Origin of the sequence: Sphingomonas ginsenosidimutans, from assembly GCF_002374835.1 — a bacterium.
GTDB classification, from domain to species: Bacteria; Pseudomonadota; Alphaproteobacteria; order Sphingomonadales; family Sphingomonadaceae; genus Sphingomonas; species Sphingomonas ginsenosidimutans.
Genome location: NZ_NWVD01000001.1, coordinates 1,097,300 through 1,115,172 on the forward strand (window position 1 = coordinate 1,097,300; position 17,873 = coordinate 1,115,172).

Consider the following 17,873-nt stretch of genomic DNA (forward strand, 5'->3'; position numbering starts at 1 on the left):
CCAATGACCATTCGCACTCTTGCCGGCGCGGGGGTTTCCGCCCTGCTGGTCGCATCCGTCGCGACGCTGTCGCTGAGCCATGGTGCGGCACCGGCCGTAGCGACCGCGCGCGTCGATCCCAAGGACGCGAAGGCCGCCGCCGATTGCGCCGCCGACGCGCAGCGGATGCTGGCGAAGAAGCAGTGGGACAAGGCGGTGAAGCTGGCCGAGGAGGCCGTGGGGCTGAACGGCCAGGACGCGGGGTATCGCGCGCTGCTGGGCGCGGCCTATCTGCGCGCCGGGCGGTTCGCGTCGGCCGAGCAGGCGTATCGCGACGTCATCACGTTGCAGCCCGACAACGGCCGCGCGGCGCTGAACCTGGCGCTGGCGCAGATCGGCACGGGCAAGTGGGACGAGGCGCGCGTGACGCTGGACGCGCATGCCGAAACGATCGCGCCGGCCGACCGCGGGCTGGCGATCGCGCTGGCGGGTGACCCGGCGGGCGCGGTCGAGGTGCTGACGGTCGCCGCGCGATCGGCGGAAGCGGATGCCAAGACGCGCCAGAACCTGGCGCTGGCCTATGCCATGGCGGGCCGCTGGGCCGAGGCGCGCGCGCTGGTCAGCGTCGATCTGGACGCCGGTGCGGTCGATGCGCGGCTGGGCGAATGGGCCAGTTTCGTGCGGCCGCGTTCGGCATCCGATCAGGTCGCGTCGCTGCTGGGCGTCACGCCCGTGGTCGATCCGGGACAGCCGGTCGCGCTGGCGCTGGCGGGTACGGTGCCGGTGACGACCGCGGAGACGGTCGACGCCTTCATGCCGGGGCGCGCCGACCCCGCGGTGGAAAAGGCCGTGGTGGCCGATGCCGCCGCCAGCGCCGAACCCGCCGAACCCGCCGAGCCGGCGGTGGCGATGGCGCCGGCGGTGCCCGCCGCCCCGGCGCCGGCGCACGTGATCGCGGCGCAGCCTGCCGGCTACAAGGTCGCGCCGGCACCGCGCCGGGCCGCTGCCCCGGCCGCGGCGGCGGTGCGGATGCCGGCGAAGGGCGACTGGTTCGTCCAGCTCGGCGCGTATCAGAATGCCGCCGTCGCCAAGGATGGCTGGGGCCGCGCCGCGCGGCGCCTGCCGGTGCTGGCGCGGCTGAACCCCAATGGTGCGACCGCGACGGTCAAGGGCGCCAGCGTCTATCGTCTGTCGGTGGGCGGGTTCGCGCGCACCGACGCGGTGGCGCTGTGCCGCGGTCTGCGGGCGCGGGGCGGCCCGTGCTTCGTGCGCGGCGGCGTGGGCGAACAGATCGCCGCCTGGCACAAGGCATCGCCGAACCGGCTGGCGAAGACGGCACCGCGCGGCAAGGGCGCGCAGCTGGCGGCGCGCTAACCCGCGATCTCGCGCCCGCCCTTCCACATGCGCAGCACGCGGCCCTGCACCGGCAGGCCGTCGAAGGGGGTGTTGCCGGCCTGGCCCGGCAGGTGATCCGACACGATCCGCCACGGGGCGTGCGGATCGACCAGGATGACGTCGCCCGGCATCCCCGGCGCCAGCGTGCCCGTCGCCAGCCCGAGCACCGCCGCCGGCGCGCGCGCCAGCAGATCGAACAGTCGCGCCAGCGTGACGTGCCCGTCGCGCGCCAGCCCCAGCGCCAGCGCCAGCACCGTCGCGGCATCCGCCGATCCGGCGGTGGCATCGGCATAGGGCAGCCTTTTCTCCTCCGGCCCGCGCGGGTCGTGGCCGGATGCGATGACGTCGACCGTCCCGTCCGCCAGCGCCGCCAGCGCAGCGCGCCGGTCCGCCTCGCACCGCAGCGGGGGCGAGACATGCGCGAAGGTGCGAAAATCGCTCATCGCGATATCCGACAGCAGCAAATGCGCGGGCGTGATCCCGCAGGTGACGCGCACGCCGCGCGCCTTCGCGGCTCGCACCAGCGCGAAGCCGGCGGCGGTGGTGACGCAGCGCAGGTGGAGGCGCGCGCCGGTCTCCTCCGCCAGCATCAGGTCGCGCGCGATCGCCAGCGGTTCGGCCAGCGCGGGCGCGGCGGGAAGGCCAAGCCGGCTGGCGGTTTCCCCCTCCGTCGCGACGGCATCGGCGGCCAGCCCGCTATCCTCGGCATGGCTGACGACCGCGATGTCGAGATCGCGGGCATAGGACAGCACGCGGTGCATCACCCCCGAATCGGCGATCCAGCGCCGTCCGGTCCCCACCGCCGCCGCTCCCGCCGAGCGGCAGATCGCCATTTCGGCCAGATCCTGCCCCTGCAGCCCGCGCGTCGCCGCGGCGATCGGGTGGATCCACAGGTCCGGCCGGCCGATCAGTGCCAGCCGCTGGACCGCGCCCGGTTCGTCCAGCACCGGCGACTGATCGGGCATCGGCGCGACGCGCACGATCCCGCCCGCGCGGCACGCCGCCCGGTCGATCGCGCCGACGCCCAGATCGACGATCCCCGGCGCCAGCAACCGCCCGCCGCAATCGACGACGATGGCGTCGTCGGGCGCCAGTTCGTCGACGATCACGCCGTCGCGGATCACCAGGTCGTCGTCGCGCTCGCCCCCCGCGGGGCAGACCAGCCGCGCGTTGATGAAGTGCAGCGTGTCGCTCATGCCCAGCCCTCCACACCGCGCGCGCGCCGCGTCAGCACGTCCAGGCACGCCATCCGCACCGCCACGCCCATCGCCACCTGTTCGGTGATCGCGGATTGTTCGACATGGTCGGCGACCGCCGAATCGATCTCCACCCCGCGGTTCATCGGGCCGGGGTGCATCACCAGCGCGCCGGGCGCGTAACGCTCCAGCCGGTCGAGCGTCAGGCCGTAGCGCAGATGATATTCGCGCACCGAGGGGACGTAGCCGCCCGCCATCCGCTCGGTCTGGAGCCGCAGCATCATCACCACGTCGGCCCCCTCCATCGCGCGGTCGAAATCGGTGAAGGGGGTGACGCCGAACCGCTCGATCGCGGGCGGCATCAGCGTGGAGGGCGCACACACCCGCACCTCAGCCGCCAGCGCGGTCAGCGCCAGAATGTTCGAACGCGCGACGCGGCTGTGCAACAGGTCGCCGCAGATCACCACGCGCTTGTTGGCGATGCCGCCCAGCCGGCGGCGGATCGTCAGCGCATCGAGCAGTGCCTGCGTCGGGTGTTCGTGCCGCCCGTCGCCCGCGTTGAGCACGGGGCAGTCGACCTTGTCCGCGATCAGCCGCACCGCGCCCGACGACATATGGCGGATGACGATGACGTCGGCGCGCATCGCGTTGAGCGTCATCGCGGTGTCGATCAGCGTCTCGCCCTTCTTCACGCTCGACTGGGCGGCGTGCATGTTGACGACGTCGGCACCCAGCCGCTTGCCCGCGATCTCGAAGCTCAAGAGCGTGCGCGTGCTGTTTTCGAAGAAGGCGTTGATCTGCGTATAGCCGGCCAGCCGCTTGTCGGGAGCGGCATGGCCGCGATTGGCCTCCACCCATGTCTCCGCCTCGTCGAGGAGGAACATGATCTCGTGCGGCTGAAGCCCCTCGATCCCGGTCAGGTGGCGGTGCGGAAAGACCGCGCCTCCGGGGATGAGGGTAGCGGGGCGGTGGTCCGAGCGTTGCATCGAGAGCGCCGGGTAGCGGGGCGCGCGGGCCGGGGCAATATGGACGGCGCGCGCTTTCTTCGTATCGGCGGGCGCTTTATGCCGCGTCACAGGGGAGGACAGGTCATGCTGATCGTTACCGGCGCTGTCATCGCGGCGCCCGACACCGTGGACACCATCGTCGCGGAGGCCGCGCGCCATGTCGCGCAGTCGCGCACCGAGCGGGGGTGCATCGCGCACGCCTGGCACCGCGACCCCGACGACCCGCTGCGGATCGTGTTCCTCGAACGCTGGACCGACATGGCGGCGCTGCGCACGCATTTCGCGCATCCGGGATCGGCGCGGTTCATGACGACGATGCGTGGCCATGCGCAGGCGATCGAACCGATCGAGATTTTCGAGGCGATGCCAGTCGCGCCGTGAGCAGCGTTGCGCCACGCGAATGTTGCGAATGTTGAGACGCTGGCGGGGGTGTGGCGGAAACGCGCGGCGCCGGGTGGGAGCGGGGCGGAAGGCGGTGCATGGCGTGCGCATCGGGACATGGCGAGCGGTCTAGGGCGCCGGTCGGCGTGTAGGACAGGGGTGGGGGAGGCATTCCCGTTTCCCGGTCGATGGGTGTTCGGGAACGGGTTTGGGGACATGAGGATGGCGCCAGGATCGGATCGACCGTTGGTGGCGCTTTTCGCTGTTATTCGTTCGCTTGCGGGAACGTGAAGCGCGGGGTTGCGGCCAGGTGATGGGCACGGCATTCTGGATCCAAATGAAATGCCGTTTTGGGGAACCGCAATGAAAACCCGCGCCGCATCGGCCGATGATGCTGCGGAAATGGGCCGAGTGCTTCGCGAGATCATTGACCATAACGGCCGCCAGCGTCCGAGCGATGTCGATTTCGTCATGGGCCGCTACATCGCTGACCCTACCAGCATACAATGTACGGTTGCTATCGACGAAGCAGGGAACGTGGTTGGCTTTCAATCTTTGAAGAAAGCCGTCGCGGGAAACCCGTATGATACACCGGAAGGATGGGGGATCGTCGGAACCCATATTAGCCCCAAAGTGCACCGGCAAGGCGTCGGCAAACTCTTATTCGCAGCGACGCGAGAAGCCGCACTTCAAGCAGGTCTGGAAAAGATCGACGCCTATATCGGAGCCGACAATTCATCCGGCCTGAGATACTATGATGCTATGGGTTTTCGGACATATCGAACGCCCGAAGGAATTGTTCAGAAGGTCTGCGATCTTTGATTTGATCGCGCTCGCGGCATAGCGCTCGCCTGCCCCGAAACACCGTCTTCATGGAAAGCCGCTGCGGGCCGACGTTATCGGTGCGCGAGGATGTTCAGCAATCGGCCGAAGGGATCGCGAACGAAGAAGCGCCGTACGCCCCACGGCTCGTCGGTCGGGCCATATTCCACCGGGTGGCCGGCAGCGACGACCCGCTCGTAAGCGTCGGCAAGGTCATCCACCTCGATCGATAGATCGGGAACGGGCGTGCCGGACCCGCCTTCTACGGCGAAGCTGAGCTGCGGCGTCGATTGGCCGGTTCCGACGAAGGTGATGATCCAGCCGTGATCCATGCCCAGCGACATGCCCAGGACGTCTCCATAGAACGCCTTCGCCGCATCCATCCGGTCGGTCGCCATATTCGCCACGACCCGCTTGACCGCCATGCCTCACCTCCTGTCCCGATCGATTCTGTTCGGCAAATCGGGGTGCTGACATGGCGATTTCCATTTCCCGATCGCTTGAGGAAAACGTCACCCCATGACCAGCGCGTCGATCGCGGCTTGCAGGATCGTCGCGGCGGCGTGGTTGTCGATGCGGTCGGCGCGTTTGGCGCGGCTGAGGTCCTGTTCGATCATCGCGCGCTCGGCGGAGACGGTGGACCAGCGTTCGTCCCACAGCAGGATCGGATAGCCGGCGTCGACGCAATTGCGCGCGAAGGCGCGGATCGACTGGGTGCGCGGGCTGTCGCTGCCGTCCAGGCTGAGCGGCAGGCCGATGACCCAGCCGGCGACCTGTTGCTGCACCGACAGCGCGACCAGCGACTCTTTGTCCTTCGTGAACTTCGTGCGGCGGATCAGCTGCGCGGGGCTGGCGAAGCTCCAGCCCGCATCGCACAGCGCGGTGCCGATCGTTTTCGTCCCCACGTCCAGCCCGAGCAGCCGGCCGCCGGCGGGCAAAGCGGCGCGATAGTCGGCGGCGGCGAGTGCGATCATCGCGTCGCCGCGGCGTAGCGGCGCGCGGCGTCGGCGCGGACGTTGGCCCAGAACAGGCTGTAGTCGTAGACGTGGTAGTTGTTGCCCGGCAGCGCATAGGGGCCGACGTCGGGCGCGGCGCCGATCAGCAGAAGCCCGCGCGAATCGCAAGCCGCCGGCACCTGTCCGGGGCGCAGATCGGCCGTGCTCATGTCGTTGTTCGGATAGAGCGTGCCGAGGTTGGCGGTGGCGGGCGCGGCGGCGCCTTGCGTGCCGGTCAGCGGGTTGACGCACAGCATCGGCGTGCCGCGGCGCGGGCGGCCGTCGAACCCGGTGCTGCGGTCATAGACCTGCTGGATCAGCGAAGGGTCGGCGGGTTCGGCGAACGTCTGCCACGACAGCACGCAGCCCGCCTGATCGGCGGCGGTACAGGCGGGCAGGCCGAGTGCGGCGAGATCGGTGGCGGTCGATACCGGCCAGCCGACGACATAGGCGGCGACGATCCGCCGCGCGAGCGGGGTGCCGGCGACGCGATCCTTGAGCAGATGCGTCAGGTGCAGCGCGCCCTGGCTGTGGCCGGCCAGGATGATCGGGCGTGTCGGGCCGACCTCCCCCAGGAATTCGTCGAACGCGGCCAGGATATCGCCATAGGCGAGGCGCAGCGCCTGTTCGGCGGCCGACTGGTCGGTCAGGAAGGCGCCGAACGTCGCCTGGCGATAGCGCGGCGCCCAGATCGCGCCGACATCGTTGAAGGCGCTGGCCTGACCGCGCAGGAACAACGCGGCGCGCGCATTGGCTTCCTGATCGTCGAGCGGCGCGTTCCAGTGCGCGCGATTGAGGTAGGAGGTGGGGTGGATGAAGAACACCGCCGCCCCGCCCGCGGTGCGGCGTGGCTGATGACCGGCGGGCGCCCATAGCGCCGGGTTGCCCGGCAGGTCGGGGCGCGCCAGCCACATCTTCCGCTCGCGGTAATCGGCGGCGGACAGCGCGCGCTGCCCCTCGAACGATTCGCCGGGGACCATCGCCATGCGCATGATCTCCACCCCCCACAGGCGATAGGCGAAGGCCGCGGCGATCCCGAGCACGATCAGCCCCGCGACGACATAGAGGAATTTGCGGACCAACGTGCCATCACCATCCTTGCCCGGCGGCGGAAATGCCCCGACGGCAGCGGCATTGCCGTGCCCCGGATCGGCGGTGGGCGCAACCGTGGCGGCGCGGTGGTTGCGTTCCCGCCGTCCGCAATGGTAGCGGCGCGCCATGTCCGTCACCATCGATACCGTAAGGCGCATCGCCGGCCTGGCCCGCATCGCCATCACCGAGGAGGAGGCCGCGCGCCTCGCGCCCGAACTGGGCAATATCCTGGGCTTCATCGAGCAGCTGGGCGAGGTAGATACCGCCGGGGTCGCGCCGATGACCGCGGTGATCCCCAACCACCTGCGGCTGCGCGACGACGTCGTCACCGACGGCGGCATCCGCGAGGCGGTGCTGGCGAACGCGCCGCAGGCCGAACATGGATTCTTCACGGTGCCCAAGGTGATCGAATAATGACCGAGCTGACCGACCTGGGCATCGCCGCGATCCGCGACGGCGTGCGCGCCGGCGACTTTTCCGCGCGCGAGGTGGCCGAGGCGTTCGTCGCCGCGGTGGCCGCGGCCAAGCCGCTCAACGCCTTCCTGGTGGAAACCCCCGACCATGCGCTGGCCGCCGCCGACGCCGCCGACGCCGCGCGCGCGGCGGGCGAGGCGCCCAGGCCGATGGCGGGCGTGCCGATCGGGATGAAGGACCTGTTCTGCACGAAGGGCGTGCCCAGCACCGCGGCGAGCCACATCCTGGAGGGCTTCACCCCCCAGTATGAATCGACCGTCTCGCAGAAATTGTGGGATGCCGGCGCGGGGATGCTCGGCAAGCTGAACATGGACCAGTTCGCGATGGGATCGTCGAACGAGACGAGCCATTTCGGCAATGTCGTCAGCCCGTGGCGGCGCAGCGACGGCGGCAATGCCGATCTGGCGCCGGGCGGATCGTCGGGCGGATCGTCCGCGGCGGTCGCGGCGCGGATCGCGCCGGGGGCGACCGGCACCGACACCGGCGGGTCGATCCGCCAGCCGGCCGCCTTCACCGGGATCAGCGGGATCAAGCCGACCTATGGCCGCTGTTCGCGCTGGGGCGTGATCGCCTTCGCCTCGTCGCTGGACCAGGCCGGGCCGATGGCGCGCGACGTGCGCGACTGTGCGATCATGCTGGAGGCGATGGCGGGTTTCGACGCCAAGGACGCGACCAGCCTGGACGTCGCGGTGCCGCAGTGGGAGGCGGGGCTGACCCCCTCGCTGAAGGGCAAGCGCGTCGGCATCCCGAAGGAATATCGCGTCGACGGCATGCCGCCGGAGATCGAGGCGCTGTGGCAGCAGGGCATCGACTGGGTCCGTGATGCGGGCGCCGAGGTGGTCGAGGTATCGCTGCCGCACACCAAATACGCACTGCCGGCCTATTACATCATCGCCCCCGCGGAGGCGTCGTCGAACCTCGCGCGCTATGACGGCGTGCGCTACGGCCTGCGCGACCTGCCGGACGGCGCGAACCTTCAGGAGATGTACGCGAAGACCCGCGCCGAGGGGTTCGGGGACGAGGTGAAGCGGCGCATCCTGATCGGCACTTACGTGCTGTCGGCGGGCTTCTACGATGCCTATTACACGCAGGCGCAGAAGGTCCGCACGCTGATCGCGCAGGACTTCGACAACGCATGGGAGCGGTGCGACGTGCTGCTGACCCCGACCGCGCCGTCGGCGGCCTTCGCGCTGGGCGAGAAGAACGCCGATCCGATCGCGATGTACCTCAACGACGTGTTCACGGTGCCGTCGTCGCTGGCCGGGCTTCCGGCGATGAGCGTGCCGGGCGGCGTCGACGCCGGCGGGCTGCCGCTGGGGTTGCAGGTCATCGGCAAGGCGCTGGACGAACAGGCCGTGCTGAACGCGGCGCTGGCGATCGAGCAGCGTGCCGGCTTCGTGGCGCGGCCGGGGCGGTGGTGGTAGGCGAGAAGCCCGAGGCCGGCAGCGCGGACGGCGATCCCACCGTTCGCGTGATCGCCTACGCGAACTTGATCCGGTGCCTGCACCATGAGATCAATCGGGAAGACAACCTCGCGCCGATCATCATCGCCTATCTGCGAGGTCTGCGATCCTTCCCCGAGTATCGGGACACCACGGTCCTGTATCTCGATAACGTGGACGTCACCGGGAGTTCCACATACGATCAGCTCATGAAGCGCGAGATAGCGGCGTTGCTCGACGAGCTTTTAGGAACAGGTGCCATTTGAGGCGGAATTTTCGATGACGCTGGACCGTGGCGGGCCGAAGTGTTACCTTGGTAACACTGGAGGTATGCGATGAACGCTCCGCTCGACAAGCGTACCCGGACGAACATGACCAGCAAGGGTCAAGTCCTGATTCCGAAGGACGTGCGCGACCTGATCGGGTTGGTGCCCGGGCAGCCGGTCGATGTTGGCATCAACGACCGTGGCGAGGCGGTGGTGGTGCCGCAGGGCGCGGCCAGCGAGACGCCGGAGCAGCGGCGCCGACGGTTGCTAGGCGTGCTGGCGGAGATGCGGCGGGACCCGTTGTTCGATCGACCGTCGGCGGAGATCATGCGCGAGTTGCGCGGGGACGATCCGCTGCCGTGATCTTCCTCGATACGAACGTCATCATCGACCTGTTCAGCGACGGCCGTGGCGCGGAGGCTGCGTGGTCGCTGGCGCGCTATGGCGACGCGGTCGCGGCTGGCCCGGTCGTTTGCAACCAGATCGTGCTTGCCGAACTGGCGGGCCATGCGCCCGGGATGTCCGCGCTGCGCGATCGCCTCGACCGGCTTGAGATCCGCATCATGAGCTTCGCCGACGATGCCGCTTTCAGCGCCGGATCGGCGTTTCGCGAGTATCGGCGACGCGGGGGCGCCAAGACGGCGATCCTGGGCGATTTCCTGATCGCGGGCCACGCCGCGGTGCTGGGCGCATCGCTGGTCACGCGCGACCGACAACTTGGCACCTACTTCCCCGACCTCACCCTCATCACACCCGAGACCCATCATGGCTGACGCATCCACCCCGTTCCGTATCAAGGGCGCCACCGGCGACTGGGAGGTCGTGATCGGCCTTGAAGTCCATGCGCAGGTGACGTCGAACGCCAAATTGTTTTCCGGCGCGGCGACCGCGTTCGGGGCGGAGCCGAACACGCAGGTGTCGCTGGTCGATGCCGCGATGCCCGGGATGCTGCCGGTGCCCAACCGCGAATGCATCCGCCAGGCGGTGCGCACGGGCATGGCGATCGATGCGCAGATCAACAAATGGTCGCGGTTCGACCGGAAGAATTATTTCTACGCCGACCTGCCACAGGGTTACCAGATTTCCCAGCTGTATCATCCACTTGTCGGCGACGGTTCGATCGAGATCGAAGATGGCGAGACCGTCAAGACGATCGGCGTCGAGCGGATCCATGTCGAGCAGGACGCCGGCAAGCTGATGCATGACCAGCACCCGACGCGTTCCTATGTGGACCTCAACCGCTCGGGCGTGGCGCTGATGGAGATCGTCAGCCGGCCGGACATGCGTTCTCCTTCGGAAGCAGGGGCTTACCTGCGAAAGCTGCGGGCGATCCTGCGCTATGTTGGGTCGTGCGACGGGAATATGGAGGAAGGCTCGATGCGCGCCGACGTCAACGTCAGCGTGCGCAAGCCGGGCGAGGAATTCGGCACGCGGACCGAGACGAAGAACGTCAATTCGGTGCGTTTCGTGATGGCCGCGATCGAGCATGAGGCCAACCGCCAGGTCGACGTGTTGGAGGCGGGCGGGACGATCGTGCAGGAGACGCGGCTGTTCAACCCGGACACCGGCACGACGCGGTCGATGCGGTCGAAGGAAGATGCGCACGATTACCGCTACTTCCCCGATCCCGACCTGTTGCCGCTGGAACTGGACGAGGCGTTCCTGGCGGATTGCCGCGCCAGCCTGCCCGAACTGCCCGACGCCAAGCGCAAGCGCTACGAGGGGCTGGGGATCACGCCGTACAATGCCGAGGTGCTGACCGCCGAGGTGGAGAGCGCGCGCTGGTTCGACGCGCTTCTCGAGGCGGGGGCGAAGCCGGCGGCGGCGGCGAACTGGGTGACCAGCGAATTGTTCGGCGCGCTCAACCGGCTGGGCAAAAGCATTGCCGACAGCCCGGTGACCCCGGCGCAGGCGGCCGAGCTGCTGGCGCTGGTGGCGGACGGCACGCTGTCCGGCAGCCTGGCCAAGCAGGTGTTCGAGGCGATGCTGGAGACCGGCGAGGCGCCGGGCAGGATCGTCGAGGAACGCGGGCTGAAGCAGACCAGCGACACCGGCGCGATCGAGGCGGTGATCGCCGAGGTGCTGGCGAAGAACCCCGGCCAGTTGGAACAGTATCGCGGCGGCAAGGTGGCGCTGTTCGGCTTCTTCGTCGGCCAGACGATGAAGGCGATGGGCGGCAAGGCGAACCCCGCGGTGGTCAACGAATTGTTGAAAAAGGCGCTGGACTAGCGCCGGCGGCGCCCTCTAGTTTTCCGGCGGGGAAACGGGACGGGGGCGTCTTACCATGCGGGTTATTCTGGTCGCGGCAGCGGCGCTGCTGGCGTGCGCGACGTCGGCTGGCGCGCAGGAAAAGCGCGCGGTGCGGCAGGGGTTCGACCTGGCGGCGGGCAGCGGCAAGACGATCCTGGTGTTCCGCCCCACCGTCAGCGTCGGGGCGCAATCGACCGGGGGCATGTTCGAGCCGAACGCCGACTGGACCGATAAGGCGCGCGCGAACATCGATGCCGCGCTGGCCGAGCGACAGGCGCTGCTGGGCAACAAGGTGATCGCGGCGCCCGAGAGCTTTGGCGAGGATGCGCAGCGGGTCGAGGAATATTCCCGGCTGTTCGCCGCGGTATCGCAGGCGGTGATCGAATATCAGTTCTTCGTCGGCAACCGCCTGCCCACCAAGAAGCGCGACAACAAGGCCGGCGTGTTCGACTGGTCGCTGGGCGAGGGGGTGCGCGACCTGCCGGGGGCGAAGGACGCGGACTATGCGCTCTTCATCTACAACAAGGATGCGTACGGCTCGACGGGCCGCAAGCTGTTGCAGATCGCGGCGCTGCTGGGGCCGGGAATCGCGGTGACGTCGGGCGAACATGCCGGTTACGCGGGGCTCGTCGACCTGCGCAGCGGCGATGTGCTGTGGCTCAACGCCGACGGGGCGATGGGCGGCGACGTGCGCGACGCGGACGGGGCGAAGAAGCGTGTCGGCCAGTTGCTGGAGGAATTTCCCGGCAGCGCGCCGGCGCCGGTCGTGGCGCCGCCGGTCCCCGCGAAGTGAATGCGGCGCTGACGGCGCTGGCGCTGGCGCTGGCGGCGCCTGGGGGTGCGGGCGCGACGAAGCCCGCGCCGCCGCCGCCGCCCTATGCCGGCGTCTATCAGCCGCAGGGCGTCGACGAGATCGGGCTGTGGCGCGAGGATGACGAGCGCGAGGCGAAGCTGGCGCATTCGCCGCTGGTCATCCACGACGAGGCGTTGACCGGCTATGTCTGCCGCGTGCTGTGCGCGGCGGTGGGCGAGGACCGGTGCAACGCGACGCGCGTCTATGTGGTGCGCGTGCCGGTGTTCAACGCCAGCATGTCGCCCAACGGGACGATGCTGGTCTACAGCGGGCTGTTGCTGCGGGTGCGTTCGGAATCCGAGCTGGCGGCGGTGCTGGGGCATGAGTTCGGGCATTTCGAGAAGCGCCACCTGCTCAGCCAGTTCAAGGCGCGCCGCACCGGCACCGATCTGCTCAGCTGGGCGGCGGTGCTGGGCTCGATGGCCGGGCCGCAGGGCGCGCGCAGCTTCAACGACCTGCAGTTGTCGGTGCTGGGCAACATATACCGCTTTGGCCGGGATCAGGAGCGCGAGGCCGATCTGGTCGGGCTGGGGTATCTCAACGCCAGTACGATGCGCCCCGGTGCCGCGTCGCGGGTATGGCGCACGCTGATCCAGGAGCGCGAGGCGTCGGCCGCGGCGCGCGGCCTGCGCAAGCCCGATTTCAACCGGGTGGCGTTTTTCGATTCGCACCCGCCCGACGGCGAGCGTGCGGACTATCTCTACGCGCTGGCCGCGCCCGACGGCGAGACGCGCGACGAGGGGACGGAGCGCTACGCCGCGGCGATGGCGCCATGGCTGCCGCCGTTCCTGGACGACCAGATCAAGCTGAACGATTTCGGCGCGAGCGATTTCATCATCACCCATCTGGCGGAAAGCGGCTGGACCGCGCCGCTGTGGCGGGCGCGCGGCGACCTGTTCCGCCGGCGCGGGCAGCCGCGCGACCTGATGAATGCGGCCGATTTCTACGCCAAGGCGGTCGCGCTCGACCCGCAACTGGCGGAGGCACAGCGCGGGCTGGGGCTGTCGCTGGTGAAGACCGGGCGGACCATGGAGGGGGCAGCCGCGCTGCGCCGTTATCTCCACCTCAAACCGGGCGCTGCCGACGCCGCGATGATCGGCATGATCCTTTCCACGATCGGAGAAGCGAAATGACGTTGGCGAACCGCATGATCGCCGCGACGCTGGCGGCCGCGCTGACGGTCGCCGCGACGGGGGCTCGGGCGCACAGCTATCGCGAAAGGAACGTCGCCACGCCGATCGCGGACACGCGGTTGACCGTCACGCCGCCGCGCGATTGGAACCGGCTGTCGGGCAAGCCGGGCAAGGTCGCGGAGACCTGGACGCTGGATGGCGAGCAGCTGAACGACGTCACCTTCTATGCCGGTGTCGAGCCGGGCGACCCGCTGGTGCGCGAACGCAACCGCAAGCGCGCGCCGCTGCCGAAGTTCACGGGCGGGACGCTGCTGGCGGAAATCCCGGAGCTGCTGGAGGGCACGTATCGCGCGCTCAAGGGGATCGGGACGTTTGCGGTGACGTCGTCGCAGCCCGGCCGGTTCCTCGACCATGATGCGGTGACGTTCGCCTACGACTATCTCGATTCGGATCAGCTGCCGCGGCGCGGAGAGGCCGTGGCGACGATCATCGACAAGCGATTGTATATGGTGACGTTCGATGCGCCGAGGTTGCATTATTTCGACAAGGGCGTGGGGGATTATCACGCGCTGGTCGCCGCCACGCGGCTGGCGGCCCCGCCCGCAACGGGCGGCGGGCGATAGCGGGGCGGCGCGGGCCGCCCCGCCGCGTCACTGTTGCGTCAGGTCCTGATTCTTCACCTCGCCGCCGGTGCCGCTGTTGCCGTCGAACTCGCCGGTCTTCGTGAAGCGCGCCGGTTCTTCGCCGCCTTCGCCGCGGTCGACGGCGTCGCTGCGCGCCTCTACCGCCTGCTGGATGTCGGGACGCGGATCGTCGCGGTTGGGAGTGACGTCGATCGTCTTGATATCGGCCATGCTGGCGCTCCTGTCAGATGCTGGGGTTGGCCGGGGCCGGATCGCCCGCCGGAGTGCCGGGGGAGGGCACGTCGACATCGGGCGTCGGCGGATTGATCTCCGGCGGCGGGGCGTCGGGTTGCGCCGGCGGGGTCGGCTGGGGCACGTCGGCGGGGATGCCGGGATTGGTCGCCATGGGGGTTCTCCTTCGCCGCGGATCAACGCTTCGCCCCCCGCCGGGTTGCCCGCTTGCCCAGCGGGCCGCCGCAGTATAGAGGCCGCCGACCGGCGGTGTCCGATCAAGCGGGCGTGGCGGAACTGGTAGACGCGCTGGATTTAGGTTCCAGTATCGCAAGATGTGGGGGTTCGAGTCCCTTCGCCCGCACCAGTCCCCGCGCGTTGCGGGGTGGCCACCACTCACGAAATTCAAGACGAAAGCGGCCTAGATGCAGACTGTCGAGACGTTGAACGAGGGGCTGAAGCGCGCCTACACCCTCACCATCCCCGCCAGCGCGATCGAGGCGCGGGTGGATGCCGAGATCAAGCGCGTCGCGCCGCAGGTGCGGATGCCCGGTTTCCGCCCCGGCAAGGTGCCCGCCAATCTGGTGCGCAAGATGCACGGCGACGCGATGCTGCAGGAGGCGCTGAACACGTCGATCCAGGAAGGCATCCAGTCGCTGATCGCCGACAAGCAGCTGCGCCCCGCGGTGCAGCCGTCGGTCGAGCTGGTCGAGGGCTATGCCCCCGGCAAGGACGCCGAGCTGAAGGTCGAGCTGGAAGTGCTGCCGCAGGTGCCGGCCCCGGCGATCGACAACCTGAAGCTGGAGCGGCTGACCGTGCCGGTCGATGACGCGGCGGTGGATGCGCAGCTGCAGAAGTTCGCCGACCAGCAGAAGCGCTGGGACGATGCCGGCGACAAGGCCGCCGAAACCGGCGACCTGGTGACGGTCGATTTCGTCGGCAAGACGATGGACGGCGTGGCGTTCGACGGCGGCACCGGCACCGACATGGCGGTGGAGATCGGCGCGGGCCGGCTGATCCCCGGCTTCGAGGACCAGGTGATCGGCGCCAAGGCGGGCGAGGAGCGCCAGATCAAGGTGACCTTCCCGGCCGATTACGGCGCGAAGGAACTGGCCGGCAAGGACGCGACCTTCGACCTCACCATCAAGTCGGTGAAGACCGCCGGCGCGAGCGTGATCGACGAGGAACTGGCGACGTCGCTGGGGCTGGAGAGCCTGGACCAGCTCAAGGGCCTGCTGAAGGGGCAGATCGAGCAGGAGCACAACGGCCTGACGCGCACCTACATGAAGCGCAAGCTGCTCGACCAGTTGGCCGAGGGGCATGACTTCGACGTGCCGCCGTCGATGGTCGAGGCCGAGTTCAACCAGATCTGGCAGCAGCTGCAGCACGAAGCCACGCATGAGGCGGATCCGGACGCGGCGCTGAAGGAAATGGAAGCCGAGCGCGAGGATTATCGCAAGATCGCCGAACGCCGCGTGCGGCTGGGCCTGCTGCTGTCCGAGATCGGCCAGGCGAACGGCGTCGAGGTGAGCCAGCAGGAAATGCAGCGGCTGATGATGCAGGCCGCGCAGCAATATGGCCCGGAAGACCGCCAGCGGTTCATCCAGTACGTCCAGCAGGACCCGATGGCCGCCGCGCAGCTGCGTGCGCCGCTTTACGAGGACAAGGTCGTCGACTTCCTGTTCGACAAGGCCGAGGTGACCGACCGCGAGACCACCCGCGAGGAGCTGGAGGCCGCGATCGAGAGCGAGGACGGCTTCGCGACCGGCACGCATCACCACGACCACGACAACCACAAGCCCAAGCAGACCAAGGCCAAGAAGGCGGCGGCGAGCGAGACGGGCGACGCGGCCGAGGGCGACGCCCCGGCGAAGCCCGCCAAGAAGGCGGCGGCGAAGAAGCCGTCGGCCAAGAGCGAGGACGCCGCGGTCGAGCCGACCGAGGCGGACGCCGCCCCGGCGAAGAAGCCGCGCGCCAAGAAGGCGGCGGCCCCGGCCGAGGACGATGCGGCCCCCGCAGCGGAGACCGCGCCGGCCAAGAAGCCGCGCGCCAAGAAGGCGGCGGGCGGCGACGCCGAGTAACAGTCTAGGCGGCACGCGGCGCCCGGCATATGACGGGCGCCGGGCCGGTGACGACGACGGCGGCGGGATCGGGCAAGGCCCGGTCCCGCCGTGTGCGTAAGGGGGAGTGGAAAGATGACGCCTGAGCCATCGCGGCGCGCGACTTTCCCCCCGACGCGCGCGCTGGCGCCGCTGGCGGTGGCGATGTCCCCCGTGTTGGCCGCGGCGACGATCGCCAGCGGGTGGCGCGGCGCGATCGGCAACGACGAGCGCGGGCAGCTGGCGCAGATCGCCGCCGACCGCGTCAATGACTGGCATTCGCCGCTGATGACGCGCGCGTGGCAGGCGCTGATCGAGACGGGGCTGGGCGAGGGCGCGTTGTTCGTCCTGGCCGCGCTCCTGTATTGGGGGGCGTTCGCGCTGATCGGCTGGGCGCTGGTGCGGCGCGGCGCGGTGATCGCGGCGCTGGCGGTGCCGGTGATCGGCGCGCTGGTGCTGGCGGTGCTGGTCGACAGCCTGGTGACCAAGGATGCGTTGCTGGCGGCGCTGCTGCTGCTGGGCGCGGGGCTGCTGCTGGCGGGCGGCGATACGCGCGCGCCGCGCGGCGCGGCGGTGCTGGCGACGGCGGCGTTCCTGGCGGGCGTGCTGATGCGGCACAACGGCGCCTTCGCGCTGGGGCCACTGCTGATCCTGGCGTGGCGGCCGCGCTGGATCGAGCGCGCTGGCGTGACGATCGTGGTGAGCGTGCTGGTCGCGGCGCTGGCGATCCCGGTCGCGGGAGTCATCAACCGGCGCATGCTGGACGCCGCGCCAGCGGGGGCGATCGAATCGCTGCGGCTGTTCGACCTGGCCGGGATCGCCGCGCAGGAAGGGACGACCGCGCCGTTCGGTCCGGCAACGCGGGTGACGATGCGCGACGTCGCACGCTGCTACACCCCCGTGATGTGGGACACGATGGCGCCATGGGGCCGCTGCCCGTGGTTTTCGGGCAAGGCGGGCGTGCCGATCCACGATCAGCTCGAACTGGCGCGCGGTGCGGCACCATCGCCCGCGACGCTGGACGCGGCGTGGCGGCGCGCGCTGCTCAGCTATCCGGGCGGCTATCTGCTGCACCGCGCCGAACACGCCAATGCGGAGCTGCTGCTGTTCGTGTCGATCAAGCCGCGCAACGGCATCGGCCCCGCCGTGCCGGACCCCGCGCCGCCGCGCGAATCGCTGGCGAAGGCGCTGGTCCGCTATACCGCGGGCGTCGTACTGATCCCGGCGATGTTCGTGGCGATCGGCGTGGTGGCGTGGATCGTCGCGCTGGCCGCGCTGCGCCGCGGGAACGGCGAATGGGGTACGGGCGAGCGGGGTCGGGGCGAGCGGTGGCCGGTGCGCGTCGCGGCGGCGCTGGCGGCGTCGGGGCTTGCCTATGCCGCGTCGTTCGTGGTGGTGGGGGTGGCGACCGCGCCCCGTTACTTCGCCTATCCGGCGGCGACGGCGCTGCTGGCGGTGGCGCTGCTGCTCGCCGATCCGGGCGTGCGGCGGCTGTGGCGGGTGCGACGCGACCTGATGCTGGTAACGCTGCTGCTGCCGGCGGCGGTGATGATGGTGGCGGAAGCGGGGCGGCTGACGGTAACGGTCCCGCAACCGCTGCCGGTGCAGCCGGCATCGTGACGGACATGGGAAACA

The 17,873-nt window shown here is 69.7% G+C and carries 21 protein-coding genes and 1 tRNA gene; 15 read left to right on the plus strand and 7 right to left on the minus strand.

Features of this window, described 5'->3' with window-relative positions; translation table 11 throughout:
• Positions 1-3 precede the first annotated feature (3 nt).
• Entirely contained in the window at positions 4-1,353 is a 1,350-nt protein-coding gene (locus tag COA17_RS05110; protein ID WP_096610508.1) for an SPOR domain-containing protein, read from the plus strand.
• Here COA17_RS05110 and COA17_RS05115 read toward each other — a convergent pair.
• Both COA17_RS05115 and COA17_RS05120 read right to left on the minus strand, forming a co-directional pair.
• Positions 1,350-2,570 (minus strand): dihydroorotase, encoded by a 1,221-nt coding sequence (locus tag COA17_RS05115; protein WP_096610510.1) that lies wholly within the window; start codon positions 2,568-2,570, stop codon positions 1,350-1,352. The two genes, COA17_RS05110 and COA17_RS05115, sit on opposite strands and share 4 nt — an antisense overlap.
• Entirely contained in the window at positions 2,567-3,556 is a 990-nt protein-coding gene (locus tag COA17_RS05120) for an aspartate carbamoyltransferase catalytic subunit (protein ID WP_066490777.1), read from the minus strand. The genes COA17_RS05115 and COA17_RS05120 overlap by 4 nt, the downstream gene beginning before the upstream one ends.
• 105 nt (positions 3,557-3,661) lie before the next feature.
• Here COA17_RS05120 and COA17_RS05125 point away from each other — a divergent pair, with 105 nt between their 5' ends.
• Together COA17_RS05125 and COA17_RS05130 are read left to right on the plus strand one after the other, a co-directional pair.
• The gene (locus tag COA17_RS05125) at positions 3,662-3,958 is read left to right on the plus strand and encodes a putative quinol monooxygenase (protein WP_176484799.1); all 297 of its coding nucleotides are present in this window, start codon (positions 3,662-3,664) and stop codon (positions 3,956-3,958) included.
• 363 nt (positions 3,959-4,321) lie between these two features.
• Positions 4,322-4,780, plus strand: a complete 459-nt coding sequence (locus tag COA17_RS05130) for a GNAT family N-acetyltransferase (RefSeq protein ID WP_096610514.1) — start codon at positions 4,322-4,324, stop codon at positions 4,778-4,780.
• A gap of 74 nt (positions 4,781-4,854) precedes the next feature.
• Here the strand turns inward: COA17_RS05130 and COA17_RS05135 are convergent, their stop codons facing one another.
• From COA17_RS05135 to COA17_RS05145, 3 genes are all read right to left on the minus strand, one after another.
• Positions 4,855-5,178, minus strand: coding sequence for a VOC family protein (locus tag COA17_RS05135; RefSeq protein ID WP_245857427.1), 324 nt, complete (start codon positions 5,176-5,178; stop codon positions 4,855-4,857).
• Positions 5,179-5,292: 114 nt separating this feature from the next.
• A complete protein-coding gene (gene ruvX, locus COA17_RS05140) occupies positions 5,293-5,754 on the minus strand; it encodes a Holliday junction resolvase RuvX (RefSeq protein WP_096610516.1) in 462 nt (153 codons plus the stop codon).
• A complete protein-coding gene (locus tag COA17_RS05145) occupies positions 5,751-6,857 on the minus strand; it encodes a DUF3089 domain-containing protein (protein ID WP_096610859.1) in 1,107 nt (368 codons plus the stop codon). The genes ruvX and COA17_RS05145 overlap by 4 nt, the downstream gene beginning before the upstream one ends.
• A 136-nt stretch (positions 6,858-6,993) precedes the next feature.
• Here COA17_RS05145 and gatC point away from each other — a divergent pair, with 136 nt between their 5' ends.
• The 9 genes from gatC (at position 6,994) to COA17_RS05190 (ending at position 13,908) form a co-directional block, all read left to right on the plus strand.
• Positions 6,994-7,281 (plus strand): Asp-tRNA(Asn)/Glu-tRNA(Gln) amidotransferase subunit GatC, encoded by a 288-nt coding sequence (gene gatC / locus COA17_RS05150; RefSeq protein WP_066490786.1) that lies wholly within the window; start codon positions 6,994-6,996, stop codon positions 7,279-7,281.
• Positions 7,281-8,765 (plus strand): Asp-tRNA(Asn)/Glu-tRNA(Gln) amidotransferase subunit GatA, encoded by a 1,485-nt coding sequence (gene gatA, locus COA17_RS05155; protein ID WP_096610518.1) that lies wholly within the window; start codon positions 7,281-7,283, stop codon positions 8,763-8,765. Before gatC ends, gatA begins: the two co-directional genes overlap by 1 nt.
• Positions 8,759-9,049: a hypothetical protein gene (locus COA17_RS05160; RefSeq protein ID WP_141397022.1), complete on the plus strand. Its 291-nt coding sequence runs from the start codon at positions 8,759-8,761 to the stop codon at positions 9,047-9,049. The genes gatA and COA17_RS05160 overlap by 7 nt, the downstream gene beginning before the upstream one ends.
• 69 nt (positions 9,050-9,118) lie before the next feature.
• Positions 9,119-9,412 carry an AbrB/MazE/SpoVT family DNA-binding domain-containing protein gene (locus COA17_RS05165; protein ID WP_096610522.1) on the plus strand — a complete coding sequence of 98 codons (294 nt, stop codon included), beginning with the start codon at positions 9,119-9,121 and terminating at the stop codon, positions 9,410-9,412.
• The gene (locus COA17_RS05170; protein WP_096610524.1) at positions 9,409-9,822 is read left to right on the plus strand and encodes a type II toxin-antitoxin system VapC family toxin; all 414 of its coding nucleotides are present in this window, start codon (positions 9,409-9,411) and stop codon (positions 9,820-9,822) included. Before COA17_RS05165 ends, COA17_RS05170 begins: the two co-directional genes overlap by 4 nt.
• Complete coding sequence (gene gatB / locus COA17_RS05175; RefSeq protein ID WP_096610526.1) at positions 9,815-11,278, plus strand: Asp-tRNA(Asn)/Glu-tRNA(Gln) amidotransferase subunit GatB; 1,464 nt, start codon at positions 9,815-9,817, stop codon at positions 11,276-11,278. The genes COA17_RS05170 and gatB overlap by 8 nt, the downstream gene beginning before the upstream one ends.
• Positions 11,279-11,333: 55 nt before the next feature.
• A complete protein-coding gene (locus tag COA17_RS05180) occupies positions 11,334-12,092 on the plus strand; it encodes a hypothetical protein (RefSeq protein WP_096610528.1) in 759 nt (252 codons plus the stop codon).
• Positions 12,089-13,285, plus strand: a complete 1,197-nt coding sequence (locus tag COA17_RS05185; RefSeq protein WP_096610530.1) for a M48 family metallopeptidase — start codon at positions 12,089-12,091, stop codon at positions 13,283-13,285. Before COA17_RS05180 ends, COA17_RS05185 begins: the two co-directional genes overlap by 4 nt.
• Positions 13,282-13,908, plus strand: a complete 627-nt coding sequence (locus COA17_RS05190; protein WP_096610532.1) for a hypothetical protein — start codon at positions 13,282-13,284, stop codon at positions 13,906-13,908. The genes COA17_RS05185 and COA17_RS05190 overlap by 4 nt, the downstream gene beginning before the upstream one ends.
• A 27-nt stretch (positions 13,909-13,935) precedes the next feature.
• Here the strand turns inward: COA17_RS05190 and COA17_RS05195 are convergent, their stop codons facing one another.
• Together COA17_RS05195 and COA17_RS19285 are read right to left on the minus strand one after the other, a co-directional pair.
• Positions 13,936-14,139, minus strand: coding sequence for a hypothetical protein (locus COA17_RS05195; RefSeq protein WP_066490808.1), 204 nt, complete (start codon positions 14,137-14,139; stop codon positions 13,936-13,938).
• A gap of 13 nt (positions 14,140-14,152) precedes the next feature.
• Complete coding sequence (locus COA17_RS19285) at positions 14,153-14,314, minus strand: hypothetical protein (RefSeq protein WP_176484800.1); 162 nt, start codon at positions 14,312-14,314, stop codon at positions 14,153-14,155.
• A 107-nt stretch (positions 14,315-14,421) separates the two neighbouring features.
• Here COA17_RS19285 and COA17_RS05200 point away from each other — a divergent pair.
• From COA17_RS05200 to COA17_RS05210, 3 genes are all read left to right on the plus strand, one after another.
• Positions 14,422-14,506, plus strand: a tRNA-Leu gene (locus COA17_RS05200).
• Between the two features lie 58 nt (positions 14,507-14,564).
• Positions 14,565-16,220 carry a trigger factor gene (gene tig / locus COA17_RS05205; protein WP_096610534.1) on the plus strand — a complete coding sequence of 552 codons (1,656 nt, stop codon included), beginning with the start codon at positions 14,565-14,567 and terminating at the stop codon, positions 16,218-16,220.
• A gap of 114 nt (positions 16,221-16,334) precedes the next feature.
• Entirely contained in the window at positions 16,335-17,858 is a 1,524-nt protein-coding gene (locus COA17_RS05210; RefSeq protein WP_096610537.1) for a hypothetical protein, read from the plus strand.
• Positions 17,859-17,873 lie beyond the last annotated feature (15 nt).

Excerpts from the sequence above, each read along its gene's own strand:
- COA17_RS05125 (WP_176484799.1), top strand. The coding sequence starts at position 3,662 with ATGCTGATCGTTACCGGCGCTGTCATCGCGGCGCCCGACACCGTGGAC.
- gatA (WP_096610518.1), top strand. The coding sequence starts at position 7,281 with ATGACCGAGCTGACCGACCTGGGCATCGCCGCGATCCGCGACGGCGTG.
- COA17_RS05180 (WP_096610528.1), top strand. The coding sequence starts at position 11,334 with ATGCGGGTTATTCTGGTCGCGGCAGCGGCGCTGCTGGCGTGCGCGACG.
- gatB (WP_096610526.1), top strand. The coding sequence starts at position 9,815 with ATGGCTGACGCATCCACCCCGTTCCGTATCAAGGGCGCCACCGGCGAC.
- ruvX (WP_096610516.1), bottom strand. The coding sequence starts at position 5,754 with ATGATCGCACTCGCCGCCGCCGACTATCGCGCCGCTTTGCCCGCCGGC.
- COA17_RS05115 (WP_096610510.1), bottom strand. The coding sequence starts at position 2,570 with ATGAGCGACACGCTGCACTTCATCAACGCGCGGCTGGTCTGCCCCGCG.
- COA17_RS19285 (WP_176484800.1), bottom strand. The coding sequence starts at position 14,314 with ATGGCGACCAATCCCGGCATCCCCGCCGACGTGCCCCAGCCGACCCCG.
- COA17_RS05135 (WP_245857427.1), bottom strand. The coding sequence starts at position 5,178 with ATGGCGACCGACCGGATGGATGCGGCGAAGGCGTTCTATGGAGACGTC.
- COA17_RS05110 (WP_096610508.1), top strand. The coding sequence starts at position 4 with ATGACCATTCGCACTCTTGCCGGCGCGGGGGTTTCCGCCCTGCTGGTC.
- COA17_RS05195 (WP_066490808.1), bottom strand. The coding sequence starts at position 14,139 with ATGGCCGATATCAAGACGATCGACGTCACTCCCAACCGCGACGATCCG.
- COA17_RS05190 (WP_096610532.1), top strand. The coding sequence starts at position 13,282 with ATGACGTTGGCGAACCGCATGATCGCCGCGACGCTGGCGGCCGCGCTG.
- COA17_RS05120 (WP_066490777.1), bottom strand. The coding sequence starts at position 3,556 with ATGCAACGCTCGGACCACCGCCCCGCTACCCTCATCCCCGGAGGCGCG.
- gatC (WP_066490786.1), top strand. The coding sequence starts at position 6,994 with ATGTCCGTCACCATCGATACCGTAAGGCGCATCGCCGGCCTGGCCCGC.
- COA17_RS05165 (WP_096610522.1), top strand. The coding sequence starts at position 9,119 with ATGAACGCTCCGCTCGACAAGCGTACCCGGACGAACATGACCAGCAAG.
- COA17_RS05130 (WP_096610514.1), top strand. The coding sequence starts at position 4,322 with ATGAAAACCCGCGCCGCATCGGCCGATGATGCTGCGGAAATGGGCCGA.
- COA17_RS05210 (WP_096610537.1), top strand. The coding sequence starts at position 16,335 with ATGACGCCTGAGCCATCGCGGCGCGCGACTTTCCCCCCGACGCGCGCG.
- tig (WP_096610534.1), top strand. The coding sequence starts at position 14,565 with ATGCAGACTGTCGAGACGTTGAACGAGGGGCTGAAGCGCGCCTACACC.